This is a genomic window from Rhodovulum tesquicola, from assembly GCF_024128855.1.
GTDB lineage: Bacteria > Pseudomonadota > Alphaproteobacteria > Rhodobacterales > Rhodobacteraceae > Rhodovulum > Rhodovulum tesquicola.
The window spans coordinates 24,464-42,879 of record NZ_JAMYDV010000024.1 but is presented as its reverse complement, the minus strand read 5'-3'; the positions used below and the strand labels follow the sequence as shown (position 1 = coordinate 42,879).

Annotated in this window: 17 protein-coding genes, 1 tRNA gene and 1 pseudogene; 9 read left to right on the top strand and 10 right to left on the bottom strand. The window is 70.9% G+C overall.

Annotation, left to right across the window (positions count from 1 at the left end; all coding sequences use genetic code 11):
* Nucleotides 1–123: 123 nt before the first annotated feature.
* The 3 genes and pseudogenes from NHN26_RS15180 to NHN26_RS15170 all read right to left on the bottom strand — a co-directional run.
* Nucleotides 124–423, bottom strand: a pseudogene (locus tag NHN26_RS15180) (recombinase family protein); the annotation flags it as partial.
* Between the two features lie 313 nt (nt 424–736).
* On the bottom strand, nt 737–2,071 hold the full coding sequence (locus NHN26_RS15175; protein ID WP_253090205.1) for a sensor histidine kinase: 1,335 nt from the start codon (nt 2,069–2,071) through the stop codon (nt 737–739).
* The gene (locus NHN26_RS15170; RefSeq protein ID WP_253090204.1) at nt 2,068–2,727 is read right to left on the bottom strand and encodes a response regulator transcription factor; all 660 of its coding nucleotides are present in this window, start codon (nt 2,725–2,727) and stop codon (nt 2,068–2,070) included. The genes NHN26_RS15175 and NHN26_RS15170 overlap by 4 nt, the downstream gene beginning before the upstream one ends.
* 144 nt (nt 2,728–2,871) lie before the next feature.
* Here NHN26_RS15170 and NHN26_RS15165 point away from each other — a divergent pair, with 144 nt between their 5' ends.
* The 3 genes from NHN26_RS15165 to NHN26_RS15155 all read left to right on the top strand — a co-directional run bounded on the left by NHN26_RS15165 (nt 2,872) and on the right by NHN26_RS15155 (nt 4,385).
* A complete protein-coding gene (locus NHN26_RS15165) occupies nt 2,872–3,186 on the top strand; it encodes a PepSY domain-containing protein (protein ID WP_253090203.1) in 315 nt (104 codons plus the stop codon).
* Nucleotides 3,179–3,826, top strand: a complete 648-nt coding sequence (locus NHN26_RS15160; protein WP_253090202.1) for a cytochrome b/b6 domain-containing protein — start codon at nt 3,179–3,181, stop codon at nt 3,824–3,826. Before NHN26_RS15165 ends, NHN26_RS15160 begins: the two co-directional genes overlap by 8 nt.
* A 184-nt stretch (nt 3,827–4,010) precedes the next feature.
* Nucleotides 4,011–4,385, top strand: coding sequence for a PepSY domain-containing protein (locus NHN26_RS15155; RefSeq protein WP_253090201.1), 375 nt, complete (start codon nt 4,011–4,013; stop codon nt 4,383–4,385).
* 497 nt (nt 4,386–4,882) lie between these two features.
* Here NHN26_RS15155 and NHN26_RS15150 read toward each other — a convergent pair.
* From NHN26_RS15150 to NHN26_RS15125, 6 genes are all read right to left on the bottom strand, one after another.
* A tRNA-Gln gene (locus tag NHN26_RS15150) sits at nt 4,883–4,957 on the bottom strand.
* A gap of 72 nt (nt 4,958–5,029) precedes the next feature.
* Entirely contained in the window at nt 5,030–5,863 is an 834-nt protein-coding gene (gene kdsA, locus NHN26_RS15145; protein ID WP_253090200.1) for a 3-deoxy-8-phosphooctulonate synthase, read from the bottom strand.
* Between the two features lies 1 nt (nt 5,864).
* Complete coding sequence (locus tag NHN26_RS15140) at nt 5,865–7,526, bottom strand: KpsE/RkpR family capsule polysaccharide export protein (RefSeq protein ID WP_253090199.1); 1,662 nt, start codon at nt 7,524–7,526, stop codon at nt 5,865–5,867.
* Nucleotides 7,504–8,163 carry an ABC transporter ATP-binding protein gene (locus NHN26_RS15135; RefSeq protein WP_253090198.1) on the bottom strand — a complete coding sequence of 220 codons (660 nt, stop codon included), beginning with the start codon at nt 8,161–8,163 and terminating at the stop codon, nt 7,504–7,506. The genes NHN26_RS15140 and NHN26_RS15135 overlap by 23 nt, the downstream gene beginning before the upstream one ends.
* Nucleotides 8,164–8,334: 171 nt before the next feature.
* Nucleotides 8,335–8,799 (bottom strand): hypothetical protein, encoded by a 465-nt coding sequence (locus NHN26_RS15130; protein WP_253090197.1) that lies wholly within the window; start codon nt 8,797–8,799, stop codon nt 8,335–8,337.
* On the bottom strand, nt 8,796–9,977 hold the full coding sequence (locus NHN26_RS15125) for a hypothetical protein (protein WP_253090196.1): 1,182 nt from the start codon (nt 9,975–9,977) through the stop codon (nt 8,796–8,798). The genes NHN26_RS15130 and NHN26_RS15125 overlap by 4 nt, the downstream gene beginning before the upstream one ends.
* A gap of 211 nt (nt 9,978–10,188) precedes the next feature.
* On the opposite strand from NHN26_RS15125, the gene NHN26_RS15120 reads away from it, so the two are divergent.
* From NHN26_RS15120 to selD, 6 genes are all read left to right on the top strand, one after another.
* Nucleotides 10,189–10,392 carry a YgaP family membrane protein gene (locus NHN26_RS15120; protein ID WP_253090195.1) on the top strand — a complete coding sequence of 68 codons (204 nt, stop codon included), beginning with the start codon at nt 10,189–10,191 and terminating at the stop codon, nt 10,390–10,392.
* Between the two features lie 79 nt (nt 10,393–10,471).
* Nucleotides 10,472–11,128 carry an ABC transporter ATP-binding protein gene (locus NHN26_RS15115; protein ID WP_253090194.1) on the top strand — a complete coding sequence of 219 codons (657 nt, stop codon included), beginning with the start codon at nt 10,472–10,474 and terminating at the stop codon, nt 11,126–11,128.
* Nucleotides 11,128–13,539, top strand: coding sequence for an ABC transporter permease (locus tag NHN26_RS15110; RefSeq protein WP_253090193.1), 2,412 nt, complete (start codon nt 11,128–11,130; stop codon nt 13,537–13,539). Before NHN26_RS15115 ends, NHN26_RS15110 begins: the two co-directional genes overlap by 1 nt.
* Complete coding sequence (locus NHN26_RS15105) at nt 13,529–14,587, top strand: lipocalin-like domain-containing protein (RefSeq protein WP_253090192.1); 1,059 nt, start codon at nt 13,529–13,531, stop codon at nt 14,585–14,587. The genes NHN26_RS15110 and NHN26_RS15105 overlap by 11 nt, the downstream gene beginning before the upstream one ends.
* Nucleotides 14,580–15,137 carry a pyridoxamine 5'-phosphate oxidase family protein gene (locus NHN26_RS15100; protein WP_253090191.1) on the top strand — a complete coding sequence of 186 codons (558 nt, stop codon included), beginning with the start codon at nt 14,580–14,582 and terminating at the stop codon, nt 15,135–15,137. Before NHN26_RS15105 ends, NHN26_RS15100 begins: the two co-directional genes overlap by 8 nt.
* A 34-nt stretch (nt 15,138–15,171) precedes the next feature.
* On the top strand, nt 15,172–17,364 hold the full coding sequence (selD, locus tag NHN26_RS15095; protein WP_253090190.1) for a selenide, water dikinase SelD: 2,193 nt from the start codon (nt 15,172–15,174) through the stop codon (nt 17,362–17,364).
* Here selD and mnmH read toward each other — a convergent pair.
* Nucleotides 17,351–18,412, bottom strand: coding sequence for a tRNA 2-selenouridine(34) synthase MnmH (mnmH, locus tag NHN26_RS15090; protein ID WP_253090189.1), 1,062 nt, complete (start codon nt 18,410–18,412; stop codon nt 17,351–17,353). The genes selD and mnmH overlap by 14 nt on opposite strands.
* Nucleotides 18,413–18,416 lie beyond the last annotated feature (4 nt).

The following is an 18,416-nucleotide window of genomic DNA, read 5'->3' as shown; positions in this document are numbered from 1 at the left end:
GGCGGGCAGCTTTCTCGGAACGAATGTCGATCTGCTGTCGATGGAGGTTATCGTGAAGGTCGCGGATGCAACTGGTTCTTGTGATCCTGGTCCAGACCACGGCGCCTCTGCAGGTGCCGCGCTCGGCGGGCAATGCACGTCGATCAGCACGCGCCGCAGCCCATAGCCGGCGGCGCCGCCCTGGCGATAGCCCAACTCGACGAGACGGCATTGCCCGGCGAAGACCTTCACCGACAGCCCGCGGCTGTACTCGCGGACCATCCCCCGCCTGACGGTTTTCAGAAGGTCCGAGCCGATGCTGCCGTCATTCACGAACTGCTCGCCGCAGTAATGGACCCGGATGCCGGCGCGGGCACAGGCATGCGCGCGCTACGCGCCCGCGTCCGCGTCCTGAAACCGGCCCCGGTGGCTGACGTCACGGACATCCGGTGGCGCTGGCCCGGCATTCCGACGCCGTGCTGGGCACGTTCCTCGCGCTGGCCGGGCGTCAGGACCTGATGGTGGCGATGAAACGCGCGGCGGCCGAACAGGCGCCCGCACAGCGTCTCTCGCGGCGTCCCGGCGGTCGAGTCGAAGGCCGCCGGGCGCTACGCCTTCGCAGAAGCCCGGGGTCGTGCCGTCATCTGCCTCGCCCATGTGACCAACCGGATGGGGACCATCGAGGGCGAGCTTGAAACGGGCGAGGCGAATGGAACTGCCGATGCCTTGGCGCTCTTGCCCTCGCATCCGCCGCGTCTCACGCCGCAGGGGCGGGAAGCCTCACGCGGGCCTCGAACCCGGACGTGGTGCCCGGGCGGGGCGAGGCCAGGTCGAGCGGGCTGCCGATCCGCTCCGCGATGGCGGCGACGATGGCGAGGCCGAGGCCGCTGCCCTCGGCCTCCGGGTTCGCCCGCTTGAAGCGGGCCGTCAGACGGTCGAGCATCTCGGGCGGCACGACGGGGCCGTCATTGGCAACGATCAGCTGCGCATCCGCCGTCAGGGTCACGTCGACCGGCGTCTCCGGCGCACCGTGGCGCAGGGCGTTTTCCACCAGGTTGCGGCACAGGATGGCAAACGCGTCGGGGTCGAGGTCGGACATCACCGCCGCGTCGGGCAGGCGCAGCGCGATCCGCCCCGGCGCGCCCGCGCGCCCGATATCGTCCACCACGACCCGCGCCAAGGCGCGCAGATCCGCGACCGTATCGGTCCGCAGCCGCCCGCCTTCGGCGCGCGCCAGCTGCATCAGCCGTTCCGACAGCCGCGTCAGCCGCTTGAGCGTGGCCTCGATCTCGGCCGCGCGGGCGCCGGCGGCCGGGTCGCGGGTTTCCGACCGCAGCCGCTGCGCCTGCGCGATGGCCCCGGCCAGCGGCGTGCGCAACTCATGCGCGGCATTTGCGGCAAAGCTGCGCTCGGCCTCGAACGCCGCGCGCAGCCGCGCCAGCAGGCCGTTCAGCGTGGCGGCCAGCGGCGCGATCTCCGCGGGCAGGTCGCCTGCGGGCACCTCGGACAGATCGCGGGCACCGCGCGCGGCAAGGCGCAGGCGGAACCGGCGCAGCGGGGCAAGGCTCAGGCGCACGGCCAGCACGATCGCCGCAAGTGCTATGGGCAGCAGCACCAGCAGCGGCAAACCGAGGCCCATCTGGATCTCGCGCGCGACCGCGGCGCGATGGGCCAGCGGCTCGGCCACCGTGATGCGGATCGTCCCCTGCAACGCCGCGTCGCCATAGAAGCGATGGGTGGCGGTCTGCCGGAAGCCCGCCCCGTCCCAGGGCGGGAACACGGCCGCGTCGGCGGCATGGGATTGCAGCAGGATGCGCCCCTCGGGGTCGCGGACGATATAGGTGAAGAACTCGTCATGCGCGCGGATCGGCGCGAGCCGCTGGGGGAGGCCCTGTTCCTCGCGTCCGACGATATCGGTCACCGCCAGCGGCAGGATGCGCTCGGCGGTCTCGCGCAGCGCGCTGTCGAAGACCTCGTCCATCTCGCCCCGGACGAGCACCGCGGTGACCGTGGCGGCCAGCAGCCAGAGCACCGTCAGCACCAGCCCGACCGACAGGGCAAGCCGCGCCTGAAGGCTGGCGGGCCAGCTCATGCGCGCCCCAGCCTGTAGCCCAGGCCGCGCTCGGTCTCGATCACCCGGGCGCCCAGCTTCTTGCGCAGGCGGCTGACATGGACCTCGATCGTGTTGCTTTCGACCTCGTTGTCGAAGGCGTAAAGCTTTTCCTCCAGCTGCGCCTTGGACAGGAGTTGCCCGGGCCGCGCGAGGAAGGCTTCGAACAACGCCCATTCACGGGCCGTCAACAGGACGGTCCTGCCATCGCGCTGCACGCTGCGGGCCGCCAGGTCGATCTCCAGCGGCCCATGGGTGACGATGGGGTTCGGGTTGCCGCTATAGCGCCGGGCGACCGATCCGATCCGGGCCGAGAGTTCGGCAAGGTCGAAGGGCTTCACCAGATAGTCGTCGGCACCCGCGTTCAGCCCCTCGATCCGGTCCGAGACCTGATCCAGCGCGGTCAGGATGATGACCGGCGTCACCTCGCCCCGCGCGCGCAGGCCCTTGAGAAAGCCGATGCCGCGCCCGTCCGGCAGCATGAGGTCGAGCAGGATCAGGTCATAGGCCGTGGCGCGCATGGCGTCGCCCGCCGCATCCAGCCGCGTTACCCAGTCCACCGACTGGCCATCGGCCGCGATCTGGTCGCGCACCGCCGCGCCCAGCACCGTGTCGTCCTCGATCAGCAGGATGCGCATGCCCGTCCCCGTCCTCGTCCGATGACCCTCCCTGATCCGTCTGCCTGACACCAGGCTGACGCGGGTGGCCATGCCCCGTCAGGCTGCCGTCAGCTTCACCGCGCATGAATGGTATCACGAAGGCCGCGGCAAGGAGTTTGGCCCATGAAGAAGACATTGACAATTCTCGGCTTTCTCGCGGTCTTTCCAGCCGGCGCGGCGCTGGCGGACGACGACTGCTTCGTGCCGATGGCCGACTGGCAGCCGCGCGATGCCGTCGCCCGGATGGCCGAGGAAAACGGCTGGACCGTGCGCCGCATCAAGATCGACGACGGCTGCTACGAGATCGACGGCCGCGATGCCGGGGGGCGCCGGATCGAGGTGAAGGTCGATCCCGGCACGCTGCGGGTGATCGAGTTCGAATACGAGGACGACGACGACCGGCGCGAGCGCGATCGCAAGGGAGGCGACAATGACTGAGGCAACCACGCATGACGTCCCGCAGACAATCGAGGCGGTCCGGGTCTGGGACCCGCTGGTGCGGGTGTTCCACTGGGGTCTGGTCGCCGCCTTCGCGACCGCATGGCTGACGGCAGACGAGCTGCAGCCGGTGCACGAAGTCGCGGGCTACGCGGTTGCCGGTCTGGTGGCCGTCCGGCTGGTCTGGGGCCTGGTCGGCAGCCGCTATGCCCGCTTCGCGCAATTCCTGAAAAGGCCCGGCGAGACGCTCGCCTATCTCGGCGACATGAGCCGCGGGCGTGAGCGGCGTTACCTCGGCCACAATCCGGCAGGTGCGGCGATGATCGTGGCGCTGCTGGTGACGCTGTCGGGCACCGCCTTCACCGGCTGGCTGATGGAGGAGCCCGACCGTCTGGCCATGCTGCCGTCCATGCCCGCCATCGTGGCGCCCGCCTGGGCCGACGACGATGGGCACGAGCACGGCGCGCGCGGCGAGGACGCGCTGGAAGAGATCCACGAGACGCTGGCCAACCTGCTGCTGCTGCTCGCCGCGCTGCATGTCGGCGGCGTCGTGCTGGCCTCCTTGCGGCATCACGAGAACCTCGCCCGCGCCATGCTCACCGGCGACAAGCGCGCCCCCGGTCCGGACGACATCGCCTGACCGCCCACCCCCAAGGCCGACCGTTCCATCGGCCCCTCCTGGCCCCGCCCGCAAGGTCGGGGCCTTTTTCGTCGGGCGGCGCCGGTGTTCCTGACGCCAGGCTGACGCGGGACTCGCCGCGCCGTCAGGACGCCCTCAGGTCGGCGCGCCAAAGTGGTTTCTGCAGATGAAAGGAGACCCTGCCATGACCAAGACCCTGACCGCCCTTGCCCTGATCGCCCTGCTGCCCGCTGGTGCGGCGCTGGCCGACGATGACTGCCGCGCGCCGCGCGACCAGTGGCAACCGCGCGAGGCGGCGATGCAGCTTGCCGAGCAGAACGGCTGGACCGTGCGCAAGTTCGAGATCGACGATGGCTGCTACGAGATCAAGGGCCGCGACAGCGATGGCCGCCAGATCGAGGTGAAGCTCGACCCGGCGACGCTGCAGGTCGTCGAGATGGCGTTCGAGGGTGACGACCGCCGCGGCGGCGCCCGCACGCCCGCGCCCGCCGGCAGCATCGCGCCGCCGCAGAACGGGCTGTCCGGAAACGGCGCCGCGCCTCAGATGCAGGCGAACTGACCCCTGTCCCTCGTTTCGCGGCGCGACGTCGTCGTGGAGATCGTCGTGAAGAAGCACCCGGGCAGGCTCTGCCCGGGGCAACGCCTGCATTCGCTCCGCGTGACAAGCCGGAGCAGGCGCAGGCGCGTGGCGTTCCCAGCGACCCGCCCAGGCGTCTTGCCCGCGTGGCTGCCGGGCCAGGGTTTCCCCTCGACCTCGCGCAGTCGCGCCATGTGGAAGCGCGCCGGACCGGAAATCCCCAAGGGCACGCCCCGTTGACGCGCGGCGGGGACCCGGCTCTTTCCATCCGGGGAATCACTCTCCGAAACCGCCCGGCGCATGGGCTGGTCTATCCCCCATGCTGTCCGGATGATCGGGATCCATGCCGCGAACAGCCCGGCGTCCGAGGACGTTTCGGTGCCCCTGCGCGACAATTCCTGACGTTCTTCTGTAAACCGACCTGCAAACCGGCCCCGGCGTCACATCGCGCAGAGCGGGACTTGTCGTTTCTTTCGGGGTGGCTGGGGAGGCAGGATTCGAACCTGCAACCTGCGGTACCAAAAACCGTTGCGCTACCGTTGCGCCACTCCCCAATGCTGCGGCGCTAGATACGCCGGTCGCGCGCAGGCTGCAAGCCCCATCCCGCGAAAAAACGCTGGCCGCGCTCAGGGCTGCAGGGGATGCGCCTTGGCCAGCCGGTCAAAGGCCATCAGCGTCGCCACCAGGTCGGGCATCCGGTCCAGCGGGATCATGTTCGGCCCGTCCGAGGGGGCGCTGTCGGGCGCCTCATGCGTCTCGATGAAGACCGCGGCCACGCCCAGCGCCACGGCGGCCCGCGCCATCACCGGGGCGAATTCGCGCTGCCCGCCCGAGGCCCCGCCCAGCCCGCCGGGCTGCTGCACCGAATGGGTCGCGTCCATCACCACCGGATAGCCCGTGCGCGCCATGATCGGCAGCGCGCGCATGTCCGCGACCAGCGTGTTGTAGCCGAAGGAGGTGCCGCGCTCGGTCAGCAGGATGCGCCGGTTGCCGGTCGATTCCACCTTGGCCACGACATTGGCCATGTCCCAGGGCGCCAGGAACTGGCCCTTCTTGACATTGATCGCCGCCCCCGTCTCGCCCGCGGCCAGCAGCAGGTCGGTCTGGCGGCACAGGAAGGCGGGGATTTGCAGGATGTCCACCGCCTGCGCCGCGGCGGCGCATTGCTCGGGGGCATGCACGTCGGTCAGCACCGGCACGCCCAGCGTCGCCCGCAGCTCGGCAAGGATGTCCAGCCCCCGTGCCATGCCGACCCCGCGCTTGCCGCCCAGCGAGGTGCGGTTGGCCTTGTCGAAGCTGGCCTTGAACACGAAACCCGCACCGGCCGCGGCGCAGGCATCCTGCATCGCGCGGGCGATCATCAGCGCGTGGTCCAGGCTTTCCAGCTGGCAGGGCCCGGCGATCACGGTCAGCGGGCGGGTGTTTCCGACGCTCAGGTCGCCGATCAGGACATCCGTCATGTCAGGCCGAGACCTGTTCGCGCAGGATCGAGGCGGTCAGCGAGATCATCAGGTAAATCCCTCCGAAGATCAGGAATGCCAGCGCCGTGTTCTCGAAGGCGCGCGGATAGGTCGGCTCGTCCGGGGCCACCGGGCTGACGCCCAGCGACAGGTAGCGCACCTGCCGGTTGGCCTCGATCCGGGCGGTCTCGAGCTGCTGCAATGCCTGTTGCAGCAAAAGCTGCCGGTTGGCAAGGTCGGCCTCGGCGATGCGCAATTCGGCCGAGACGCGGGCGAGCGATCCGCCCGAAGTCCCGCTTTCGGTCATCGAGGCGCGCAGGTCGGTCACCAGGTCCTCAAGCCGCCTGATATCGCCCTCGACCCCGTCTACGCGTGCCCGGCTGGGTCTGGGATTGTCCAGAAGCTGCTGAAGTTGCAACCGCTTCTCGCGCAGCTGGGTCTCGAAACCGGCGATCTGGTTCATCAGCGCGCTGGTCTCGCTGACCGGGTCCAGCACGCCCAGCTTTTCCTGTAGGTCGAGCACGCGCGCCTGCGCCTCGGCCACCCGGGCCTCGGCATTGTCATAGCTCTGGTTGGCGCCCGCCATCTGGTCGCCGCGCAGCCGCTGGGTCAGCCCGTCGACCCGTTCCTCGGCATAGGAGATCAGCGCCTCGGCAAAGGCGGCGCTGGTCTCGGGATCGGCGGCCATCACCTCCATCTTCAGGATGCCCTCGGTCGGGTCGAAGCCGATCCGGACCACCTTCTGATACAGCTTGTAGGCGGCCTCGTTGCTGCCCCCCTCGGCCAGCCGCCGGATCGGGTCGATCTCTTCCCGGCTGAAATGGCTGCGGAAACCCAGATCGCCATCGAGCCGCAGCATCGCGTCGCGCGATTGCAGATAGCTTTGCACCGCGATCGAATCCTGCTGCATCGCCAGCCCGGTCCCCTGGAACAGCCCGCCAAGCCCGCCGCCGCCCTGGCCATCGGCCTGCTGGATCACGAATTCCGACTTGGTCGCATACATCGGGGTCGCGACGCGGTAGTAGTAATAGCCCGCGATCATCGTGGGCAGCAGCACGAAGGCGGCCAGCCGGGCCATCATCATCGCAAGGGCGCGGCGGCGGCGGCGGGCGATGTCGCGCTGGATCTCGCGGATCTCGTGCATCCGCGCATCGGCGGGCGCGCGACGGGCCGGGGCGATCCTGTCAGCGGCAGGTCGTCCTGCGGGCAGGTCGGGGCCGGGCTGCATCAGGGCTTGCGGCAACTGGCCCTGTCCGGTGCCGTCCTGACCCGGCCCGGTGGCGATGGCCGTGCCGCGCACGAGTTCCAGCATGTTCGCGCGCTGGAACGGATCGACCCCGCGCTTGCGCAGCAGCCGCACCGCGTCATGGTCCGATGCGACGGCAATCCCGTGTTTCTGGGCGACGCGGCGGGCCATGCGCAGCTGGCGCCCGGTCAGCCCCTCGCGCCGGATCGCCTCGATCTCCTGGTCGGCGGACAGCGCCGCGCCACCCGCCTGCGCGGGGGCGTCCGGAGCGGTTGCCTGGGCCGTGGCGCGGGCGGTCGGGAAGGGCGCGGCGCCGAAACCGTCCTCGACCGGCGCGGGCGCCTGCGGCGCGGCCGCGTCGCCTGCGGCGCCGCTGCGCCGGATGCGGAAGCGTTTAGCCCTGGGTTTGGTAGTCATAGAGTTCCTTGGCCTCTTCCAGGCTGTCGAAAAGATGGATCCGGCCGTGATGCAGCACGGCCGCCGAGCGGCAGAACTTCTCCAGCGTCGCGGCCTGGTGCGACACGATCACCACCGTCGCGCTTTCCAGCCGCTCGCGCAGCAGCGCGCCGGCCTTGCGGTTGAACTTGACATCCGTGGTGGACGGCATCCCCTCGTCGATCAGGTAGATGTCGAAATCCAGCGCCAGCATCAGCGAAAAGGTGAACCGCGCCCGCATGCCCTGGCTGTAGGTGCCCACCGGCATGTCGTAATATTCCCCGATCCCGCACAGCCAGCGCGAGAACGCCTCGACATAATCGGGGTCCAGGCCGTAAAGGCGCGCGATATAGCGGGCATTCTCGGTGCCGGTATGGCGGTTGACCACGCCCCCCATGAAGCCCAGCGGAAACGAGATGCGGCAGACGCGGTTGATCCGCCCCTCGTCGGGCTTTTCCAGGCCCGCCATCATGTTGATGAGCGTGGTCTTGCCGGTGCCGTTCGGCGCGAGGATGCCCAGCGAGTTGCCCAGCTCGACGCGAAAGGACGCGCGGTCAAGGATCACCTTGCGCTGCTTTCCGGTCCAGAAACTCTTGCTGACCTCAATGAACTCGATCATGCCTTGCCTGCGCCGATGGCCCCCCGGCCCGGTCCCGCCGGGCGTTTGTTTCCAGATCGGATGCTAAACCGGATTTGCGGCCACATTATGTCCGCTGCGGCGTCGGCGCCACGCGAAAAAGCAAGGCACGACACCACCTTGCCGATTGCCCGGGATCGTCGCGCCGGGGCCTCAGCCGCCGCGCGCCCCGGTGCCGAGCTGGCGGTGGACCTGGCCCGACTGGTCGACATGGAACCGGCCCTCGGCCGTGTCGAACACCCAGAACGGCAGGAAGCTGTCCCAGCTTTCGCGGCAGGGCTGCCAGCCCAGGAAGGGCGCGCCCCCTGACGGGACGGGCAGGGCGGCCCGCGCCGCCTCGGGGTCCAGCAGGAAGGGCGTGCCCGGCGCCGTGATCGCGCCTGCCTTGGCCAATGTGCAGCCCCGCGCCTCGATCTCGGCGATGCCGACAAGGATGCCCTCGCGCAGGAGCGGCACGAGGTAATAGCCCGCATCCGCCAGATCTAGCCGGTGCACGAAGGCCGGTTCCCCGGCAACCGCGCCTTGCAGGCCGTCCCCCGCCGCAAGACCCGCGATCGCCGCGGCGCGGGCGTCGGACGGGCCGCAAGGCCCGCCCGTCTCGGATCGCCCGGAACTCACACGCCGGTCCCGCCGGTGGTCAGGCTGGTGAACATCTCGCCATCGGCCCGGACATAGACGGTCTGCGTGCCCGCGGTGATCTGCCAGAACGGCAGATGCGGCGAATAGGATTCCCGGCAGGGCCGCCACACCATCGTCGGCGAGACGCAGAACGTGTCGGGCCGCAGCCGGAACCGGCCGCGGAACTCGTCGCGCAGGCTGAAGACATGGTCCATCGCCCGTTTCGCCACCCGCTCTCGGTCCAGATCGTAGGGACGGGCAGGCTTGGCCAGGATCGACACGCCCTGAAGATCGCCGAACAGCGCGTCGACCTGTGCATAGCCGTGCACCTCGCCCCCCATCATCGCCGGGGCAAGGTAATAGTATTCGTCCAGCCGGTCGAGCCGCTTGACCAGGACCGGCTCCTCGAACCGCGGCTGGCGCAGCTTGCGCATCGCCTCGACGCCATCATGCAGCCTGTAGCGGTCGATGCCGTCGCTGACCATCCGCAGCGCCTCTTCGCGGCGGATCAGCTCGCGCCCGTTGAAGGGGCTTTCGAATTTCGGACGGCGCGGCAGTTCGATCCGCGGCGGCTCGGGGTCGCAGACGCTGATATACTGGCGCGTGCCGGTGCCGCTGTCATAGTCGCAGCCGGTGAAATAGGTCGATTGCCAGCTGGCATAGCTGACCCATTGCGCCTCGACCCCGTTCACGCCGCCGCTGCCGCAGACATCGCCCGCGCCATGCGGCGCGTTGTTGCGATGCACGGGGTTGTTCACCCACAGGCCCAGCACCGAATAGGGCGTGCCCGGCGTGGGCTCGACATCGGTCTGCACGCCGCGCACCACGATCCAGTGCATGCAGCCATAGACAAGCGTGATCGGCGAGACCTGATAGCGCCAGAGCGTGTAGACCACCTTCTGCGTGCCTTCGGCCTCGGTCGTGGGCTTGTAGACCACGAAGGAATTGGTGAAGGCCGCGGGCTTGCGGTCCATCATGGTGAATTGCAGCCCGTAAGGGTCGGTCGCCCAGCCCGGCTTGACGTTGTGATTGTGGTTCGAGTTGTAGAGGTCGTCCTGGTTCATCGAGGTATAGGGCAACCCGATTTCCGCAAGAACCATCATCGCGCAGGCCGCGCCACAGTAATAGTTCGTGTCCTGCGTGTGGTATTTCGCGCCGGTATCGAAAGTCCAGGTCATCGTTCTGTCTCCCCCTGAAGGTCGGCCCGCCATGGGCAACCCGAAGCATAGCACGAGGCGACCGGGTCGCGCTTGACGGGCGTCAATCTGCGGATGCGGCAGGGCATCGACGCAGGATAAACATTCAAAATATTGAATTTGTGGGGCGCAGGCCCTATCCTTTCCGTGACCGCCCCGGGGCGGGCCGATTCCAGCCAAGGAGACAGAGAGAATGACACTCGACCGCGCCGTGATGATGTTCGCAGGCTTCATGATCCTGCTTTCGCTTGCCCTGGGAACCTGGGTTTCGGGCTGGTGGTATCTGCTGACCGCCTTTGTCGGCGTGAACCTGATCCAGGCCTCGGTCACCGGCTTCTGCCCGGCGGCCATGGTGATGAAGAAGGCCGGCATCCGGCCGGGCAACGCCTTTCAGTAAGCCCTTTCGGCACACGGTCCCGCGAGTGGGGGGTGTCCGCGCCATGCGCCTGCGCTAGATAGGCGCAGCGGAGGTGCGGATGCTTCTATCCATCAACGGGCTTGGCAAGGGCTATGACAGCGGCGGCGCGCGGGTCGAGGTGCTGCGCGGCGTCGATCTGGCGCTTGACCCGGGCGAGACGGTCGCGCTGACCGGGGAGTCGGGCTCGGGCAAGAGCACGCTGCTGCATCTGTGCGCCGGGCTCGACCGCGCCGATACCGGCCGGATCGAGGTCGCGGGGCGCGATCTGGCCGGGGCGGACGATGCCACGCTGGCCGCGCTGCGCCGGCAGGCGGTGGGGCTGGTGTTCCAGCAGTTCAACCTGATCCCCTCGCTCGATGTCGGGGCCAACCTTGCCTTTCACGCCCGGCTGTCGGGGCGCGACGATCCCGCGGCGATCGCGGCGCTGGCCGACCGCCTGGGCCTTGGCGGGCTGATGCGGCGCTATCCCGAGCAATTGTCGGGCGGCCAGCAGCAGCGTGTCGCCATCGGCCGGACGCTGGCCGCCCGGCCCGCGCTGATCCTGGCCGACGAACCCACCGGCAATCTGGACGAGGCGACCGGCGATGCGGTGCTCGACCTGATGCTGGAACTGGTGGCCGAGGCGGGTGCCGGGCTTCTGATGGTCACCCATTCGCCCCGGCTGGCCGCCCGGCTCTCGCGCCGGGTGCATCTGTCGGGCGGGCGGCTGGCCTGATGCGCCGCACCGCCCTTGCCGCGCTGTTGTCGCATTGGCGCCGCCACCCGCTGCAACTGGCCAGCCTGCTGCTGGGGCTGGCGCTGGCCACCGCGCTGTGGTCCGGCGTGCAGGCGATCAATGCCGAGGCACGGGCCAGCTATGACCGCGCGGCCGAGGTGCTGGGCCAGGACCAGCTTGAAAGCCTCGTGCCGAGGGATGGCCAGCGCGTGCCGGACCGGGTCTTCGTCGATCTGCGCCGCGCGGGCTGGCAGGTCACCCCGCTGATCGAGGGGCGCTGGGCCCGCGCGGGCCGCGCGGTGCAGGTCTATGGCATCGACCCCTTCACCATGCCCGCCGGTGCGCTGCCCGAGGCCGTGGGCGAAAGCGGCGACATTTCCGGCTTCTTCACCCCGCCCGGCCGGGGCTTTGCCGCACCCGAAACCGTGGCCGAGCTAGAGGGCGCCGAGGGCCTGCCGCCCCTGATCGCGGCCGAGGGCATCATGCCGGGCATCCTGATCGCCGATATCGGCATCGCCCAGACCCTGCTGCGGGCCGAGGGCCAGATCTCGCGGCTGCTGCTGGCCCCGGATCAGCCGCTGGGCCGCGCGCCGCTGGAAACGGTGGCCCCCGGCCTCGACCGTCTCGCCCCGCAGGAAACGGCCGATGTGGCGCAACTGACGGGCAGTTTTCACCTGAACCTGACCGCTTTCGGCTTCCTGTCCTTCGCGGTGGGCCTGTTCATCGTCCATGCCGCGATCGGGCTGGCCTTCGAACAGCGCCGCGCGATGTTCCGCACGCTGCGCGCGCTGGGCTTGCCGCTGCGCACGCTGGTCGGCCTGCTGGCGGCCGAGGTGATGCTGCTGGCGCTGGTCGCCGGGATCGTCGGCGTCGCGCTGGGCTATGGCATCGCCGCAGCGCTTTTGCCCGATGTGGCCGCCACCCTGCGCGGGCTTTACGGCGCGACCCTGTCGGGCAGCCTGTCGCTGCGCCCGGAATGGTGGCTGGGCGGGCTGGCCATCGCGCTGATCGGCGCGGGCGTGGCGGCGGCGCAAAGCCTGTGGCGGCTCTGGCGCATGCCGCTTCTGGCCTCGGCCCAGCCGCGGGCCTGGGCGCGCGCCTCGGCCCGCGGTTTCGCGGCGCTGGGCGCGCTGGCCGGGCTGCTGGCGGGGGTGGCGGTGATCGCGGGCGTCTACGGGCAGGGAGTGGTCGGCGGCTTCGTGCTGCTGGGCGCGCTGCTGCTGGCCGCGGCGCTGGCGCTGCCCGGCGCGCTGGCGCTGGCGCTGGGGGCGGCGGAACGGCTGGCCCGGGGCGTGCTGGCGCAATGGTTCTGGGCCGACACGCGCCAGCAATTGCCCGGCCTGTCGCTGGCGCTGATGGCGCTGATGCTGGCGCTGTCGGCCAATATCGGCGTGGGCACGATGGTCGCAAGCTTCCGGCTGACCTTCACCGAATGGCTGGACCAGCGCCTGCCTTCGGAACTCTACGTCACCGCCCGGACCGAGGAGGAGGCGACCCGCCTGCGCGACTGGCTCACGCCGCGCAGCGACGCGCTCTTGCCGATCTGGCGCGTCGAGGGGCCGGTCTTCGGCCAGAGCGCCGAGATCTACGGCGTCGCCGATCACCGCACCTATTCCGACAACTGGCCGATGCTGCTGGGCGAGGCGGATGTCTGGGCGCGGCTCGCCCGGGCCGAGGGCGCCATCGTCAACGAACAGCTCTGGCGCCGCGCCGGGCTGCGCATTGGCGATCCGGTGCCCCTGCCGGGCGGCGCGATCCGCCCGCTGGTCGGCGTCTATTCGGACTACGGCAACCCGCGCGGTCAGGTCATCATCGGCATTGCCGATCTGGTGGCGCAATTCCCCGATCTCGACCGCCGCCGCTACGCCATCCGCACCGATCCCGCCGCCGTGCCCGAGCTGCGCCGCGCCCTGGTGCAGGAATTCGGCCTGCCCGAAGACAGCATGATCGACCAGGGGGCGGTCAAGGATCTGTCGCTGCGGATCTTCGAGCGCACCTTTGCCGTCACCGCCGCGCTGAACGTGCTGACCATGGGCGTCGCCGGATTTGCCATGTTCACCAGCCTGCTGACGCTGGCCGCGATGCGCCTGCCGCAACTGGCCCCGGTCTGGGCGCTGGGGCTGACGCGCACCGCGCTGGCGCGGCTGGAAGTGCTGCGCGCGATGCTGCTGGCGGCGCTGACCATGGCGCTGGCAATTCCGGTCGGGCTGATCCTGGCCTGGGTGCTGCTGGCCGTGGTCAATGTCGCGGCCTTCGGCTGGCGGCTGCCGATGTTCGTCTTCCCGGCCGATTGGCTGTGGCTGGGCGCGCTGGCGCTGGCGGCGGGCGGTCTGGCAGCCGCCTGGCCCGCCTGGCGGCTTGCACGAATCGAACCTGCCACCCTGGTCAAGGTCTTCGCCGATGAACGTTAGGGCCCTGATCCTTGCGCTTTTCCTGCCTTTGCCCGCATTGGCCCAGGGCTTTGCCGGGCTTGGCCAGACCGCCGATGGCTATACCCTGCCGCAGCGCGGCGCGGTGCTGGACTTTCCGCGCGATCACGGCGCGCATCCCGATTTCCGCATCGAATGGTGGTATCTGACCGCCAACCTGACCGGCGCGGACGGGCAGGACTACGGCATCCAGTGGACGCTCTTTCGCAACGCGCTGGCCCCCGGCAATCCGGGCGCGGGCTGGCAGAATGCGCAGGTCTGGATGGGCCATGCCGGGCTGACCACGGCAGAGCGCCATTTCCATGCCGAGAGGCTGGGCCGCGGCGGCACCGGGCAGGCGGGCGTCACCGCCGCCCCCTTCGCCGCCTGGATCGACGAATGGCGGATGGAGAGCCATGCCCAACCCGATGCCGATCCGCTCTCGGCGCTTCGGCTGAATGCCGCGGGCAGCGATTTCGCCTATGCCCTGACGCTGGCGGCCGAGGGGCCGCTGGTGCTGCATGGCGAGCGGGGCTATTCGGTGAAATCCGATCTGGGCAATGCCAGCTACTACTATTCGCAGCCCTTCTACCGGGTCGCGGGCACGCTGACCCTGCCCGATGGCCCGGTCGAGGTCACGGGCAATGCCTGGCTCGACCGGGAATGGTCCAGCCAGCCGCTGGCCTCCGACCAGCAGGGCTGGGACTGGGTCTCGCTGCATTTCGACGGTGGCGACAGGCTGATGGCCTTCCAGTTGCGCGCTGCCGGGGGCGATTACACCACCGGCACCTGGATCGCCGCCGATGGCAGCGCCACGCCGCTTGCCCCCGGTTCGGTGACATTCGAGCCGCGCGCCACGACCCGGATCGCGGGCCGCACGATCCCCGTGCGCTGGCGCATCGCGTTGCCCGAACGCGGCCTCGATGTCATCATCGACGCGCTGAACGAGGCCGCCTGGATGGACACCACCGTCGCCTATTGGGAAGGCCCGGTGCGGATCACCGGCAGCCATCCGGGCCGCGGTTACCTGGAGATGACGGGCCATGACTGATCCCCTCACGACGCTGTCCGGCACGCTCGATGCCGTCTGGGCGCAGCTTGCGCGCGGGGCGTCCGACCGCGACGCGCCGGCCCGCCATCCGGTCCTGGCCACCGCCGGGCGGTCGGGCGGCGAGGCGCGGATGGTGGTCCTGCGCGAGGCCGACCGCGACGGCGCGCGGGTGGAAATCTATGCCGACCGCCGCTCGGCCAAGGTCGGCGAACTGGTGGCCGAGCCGCGGGCAAGCCTGCTGGTCTGGGATCCGGCGCAGCGGCTTCAGATCCGCCTGCGCGCCCGGTTCGAGGTGCTGGCGGGCGAGGCGGTCGCGCCCCTGTGGCAGGCCCTGCCCGGTGCGGCGCGCGCGCTTTATGGCGGCCGCCCCGCCCCCGGAACGCCGATCCCCGAGCCGGGCGACCATATCGCCGACCCCGCCGCGCATGCCTTCTGCGTGCTGCGCGGGGCGCTGTCCGAGATCGAGACGCTGCACCTGGCCACGCTCGGCCATCGCCGCACCCTGTTCCGCGCCGCCGAAGGCTGGCAGGGCCGCTGGTGCGCGCCCTGACCCCCCGCAACTCCCGACGGACGAGCCCGCACCCATGGCCCCGATGACCGCCCCCCTGCCGCTGACCCGCGACCTCGTGCTGATCGGCGGCGGGCATGCCCACGCGCTGGTCGCCCGCGCCTGGGGCATGGCCCCCGTGCCGGGCGTGCGGCTGACGCTCATCAATCCCGGCCCCACGGCCCCCTATTCGGGGATGCTGCCGGGGCTGATCGCGGGCCATTACACGCGCGCGCAGCTGGAAATCGACCTCGTGCCGCTGGCGGCGCATGCGGGCGCGCGCCTGGTGATCGGCCGCGCCGAGGGGATCGACCGCGCCGCCCGCCTGATCCATGTGCCCGGCCGCCCGCCGATCCGCTATGACCTCGCCTCCATCGACATCGGCATCACCTCGGACCTGCCCGACCTGCCCGGCTTTGCCGCGCATGCGGTGCCCGCGAAACCGCTGGGCGCCTTCGCCGAGGCGTGGGAGCGGTTCGTCGCCCGCGCGTGGGCGGGCGAGGTGGCGCCACTGGTCGCGGTGATCGGCGCGGGCGTCGCGGGGGTGGAACTGGCGCTGGCCGCGCGCCACCGGCTGGCACAGGCGGGGCTTGTGCCGCAGGTCACGCTGATCGACGCGGCCCCGGATGTGCTGCGCGACGTGCGCCCGGGCGCCCGGGCCGCGCTGATGGACCAGATCGCGGGGCAGGGGGTGCACCTGCGCACCGGCGCCCCTGTCGCAAGGATCACGGCCGAGGGCGTCGTTCTTCAGGGCGGCGACACCATCCCCGCGGCGCTCGTGATCGGGGCGGCGGGGGCGCGGCCGCAGGGCTGGCTGGCGGGCACCGGGCTGGATCTGACCGACGGCTTCGTGACGGTCGACCGGTTCCTGCGGTCTATCACCGACCCGGCGATCTTCGCCGTGGGCGATTGCGCGCATCTTGCGCATGCGCCGCGCCCCAAGGCCGGGGTCTATGCGGTGCGGCAGGCCCCGGTCCTGCTGGCGAACCTGCGCGCGGCCGCGACGGGCGGACGGCCAGGGCCCTATCACCCGCAGAAGGATTACCTCAAGCTGATCTCGATGGGCGGCAAGCGCGCCGCCGCCGACCGGCTGGATGCCCGGATCGAGGGCGGCTGGGTCTGGCGCTGGAAGGACCATATCGACCGCAAGTTCATGCGCCGCTTCCATCACCTGCCGCCCATGGGACAGCCCCCCCGCATCCCGCGCGGCGCGGCGCTGGGTGTCGCCGACCTCGTCGGGGGGCAACCGCCCTGCGGCGGCTGCGCGGCCAAGCCCGGCGCGGCGGCGCTGGCCCAGGCCCTTGCCGATCTCGCCCCGCCCGCCCGGCCGGACGTGCTGCGCGGGGCGGGCGACGATGCGGCGATCCTGGCCCATGGCGCGGGGGCGCAGGTCTTCACCACCGACCACCTGCGCGCCGTGACCGAAGACCCCCATGTGATGGCGCGCATCGCCGCGACCCATGCGCTGGGCGATATCTGGGCGATGAGCGCCAGCCCGCAGGCCGCCCTTGCAACCGTGATCCTGCCGCGCATGGCCGAGCCGATGCAGGCGGCAACGCTGCGCGAGATCCTCGCCGGCGCGCAGGAGGTGCTGCGCGCCGCGGGCGCCGACCTGGCGGGCGGGCACAGCTCGACCGGGGCCGAACTGACGATCGGCTTCGCGCTGACCGGGCTGGTCGCGGGCAGGCCGCTGGGCCTTGACGGCGCGCAGCCGGGCGACGCGCTGATCCTGACGAAACCCCTCGGCTCGGGCACCATCCTTGCCGCCGCGATGCAGGGCAAGGCCACGGGGCCGGAGCTTCTGGCCGCGCTGGAGATGATGCAACAGGGGCAGGGCCAGGCCGCCGCCCGGCTGGCCGCCCTGGCCCATGCGATGACCGATGTCACCGGCTACGGCCTCGTCGGGCACCTCCTGTCGATGCTGCGCGCCTCGGGCGTGGGGGCGGCGCTGGATCTGGACGCCCTGCCCCTTATGGCGGGGGCGCTGCGGCTCTCGGCCCTCGGCATTCGCTCGACGCTCTACCCGCAGAACGCCGCGCTGGCCTCCGGCATCGAGGGGGCGGACCCGGCCGACCCGCGCACGGCCCTGCTGTTCGATCCGCAAACCGCGGGCGGGCTTCTGGCCGCGCTGCCCGAGGCCGCGGCCGCCGGTCTGCTGGACGCCTTGGGCGCGGGAGCGGCGCGGATCGGCACCGTCACCGCGGGCGCGCCGCGGATCAGCCTGGGCTGAGCGCCGCGACCGCCGCCACGACCTGCGGCAGCGCCGCCGCCAGCCCGTCCGCGTCCAGCCGGTCCAGCCGGACCCGGTGCAGCGGCCGATCCTCGAACCGGGCACGCTGGAGCGCGTAAAGCGGATCGTAATGCTCTGCCATCAGCCCGGCGGCCAGCGCCTCGAACGCCCCCGCCTCGGCCATCGCCCCCCAGGTCTCGATCCGCTCGCGCGGGTGCCGGGCGGCCAGCGCCGCGACGGTCGCCATCAGCCGCGCGGGATCGGCGGTCAGGTCGCGGTAGCGGCGCGCAAGATAGCCCGCGCGCAGCTCCAGCGCCGCCGAAAGCTCGATCCGGGGCGCGGCCCGCATCGCCTCCCACAGGGCGGGCGGCAGGTTCAGCCGGCCGATCCGGCTCGATTCCGCCTCGACCACGACCGGGCGCGCCGGGTCCAGCCCATCCCGCGCCACCGCCAGCGCCGTCTCGAACGCCTTCTGCGCGGGCTGCCCGCCCGCCATCGCCCCGAACAGCGAGCCGCGATGGTTCGCCAGCCCCTCCAGGTCGATCACCTGCACCCCGGCCGCGGCCAGCAGCCCCAGGATCTCGGTCTTGGCGGTGCCGGTATTGCCGTCCAGCACCACCACCGGCGCAGGCCAGGGCGCATCGTAGAGCGCCCCCTGCACCAGCCGCCGGAAACTGCGCCAGCCGCCCTCGATCGTCTCGGCCCGCCAGCCGATCTGGCGCAGGATCAGCGCGAAACTGCCCGACCGCTGCCCGCCGCGCCAGCAATAGACCAGCGGGCGCCAGCCCTTGGGCCGGTCGGCCAGCGCCGTCTCGATGTGATGGGCGGCATTGCGTGCGACCAGCGCCGCACCGATCCTGCGCGCCGTGAACGGGCTTTGCTGCGTGTAGATCGTGCCGACGCGCGCGCGTTCCTCGTTCGACAGCACGGGCAGCGAGATCGCGCCGGGAATATGGTCCTCGGCATATTCGGCGGGGGACCGGACGTCGATGATCTCGTCGACATCGAGCGTGGCAAGATCGGACAATGCGGACAGCGTCAGCGGCATGGCG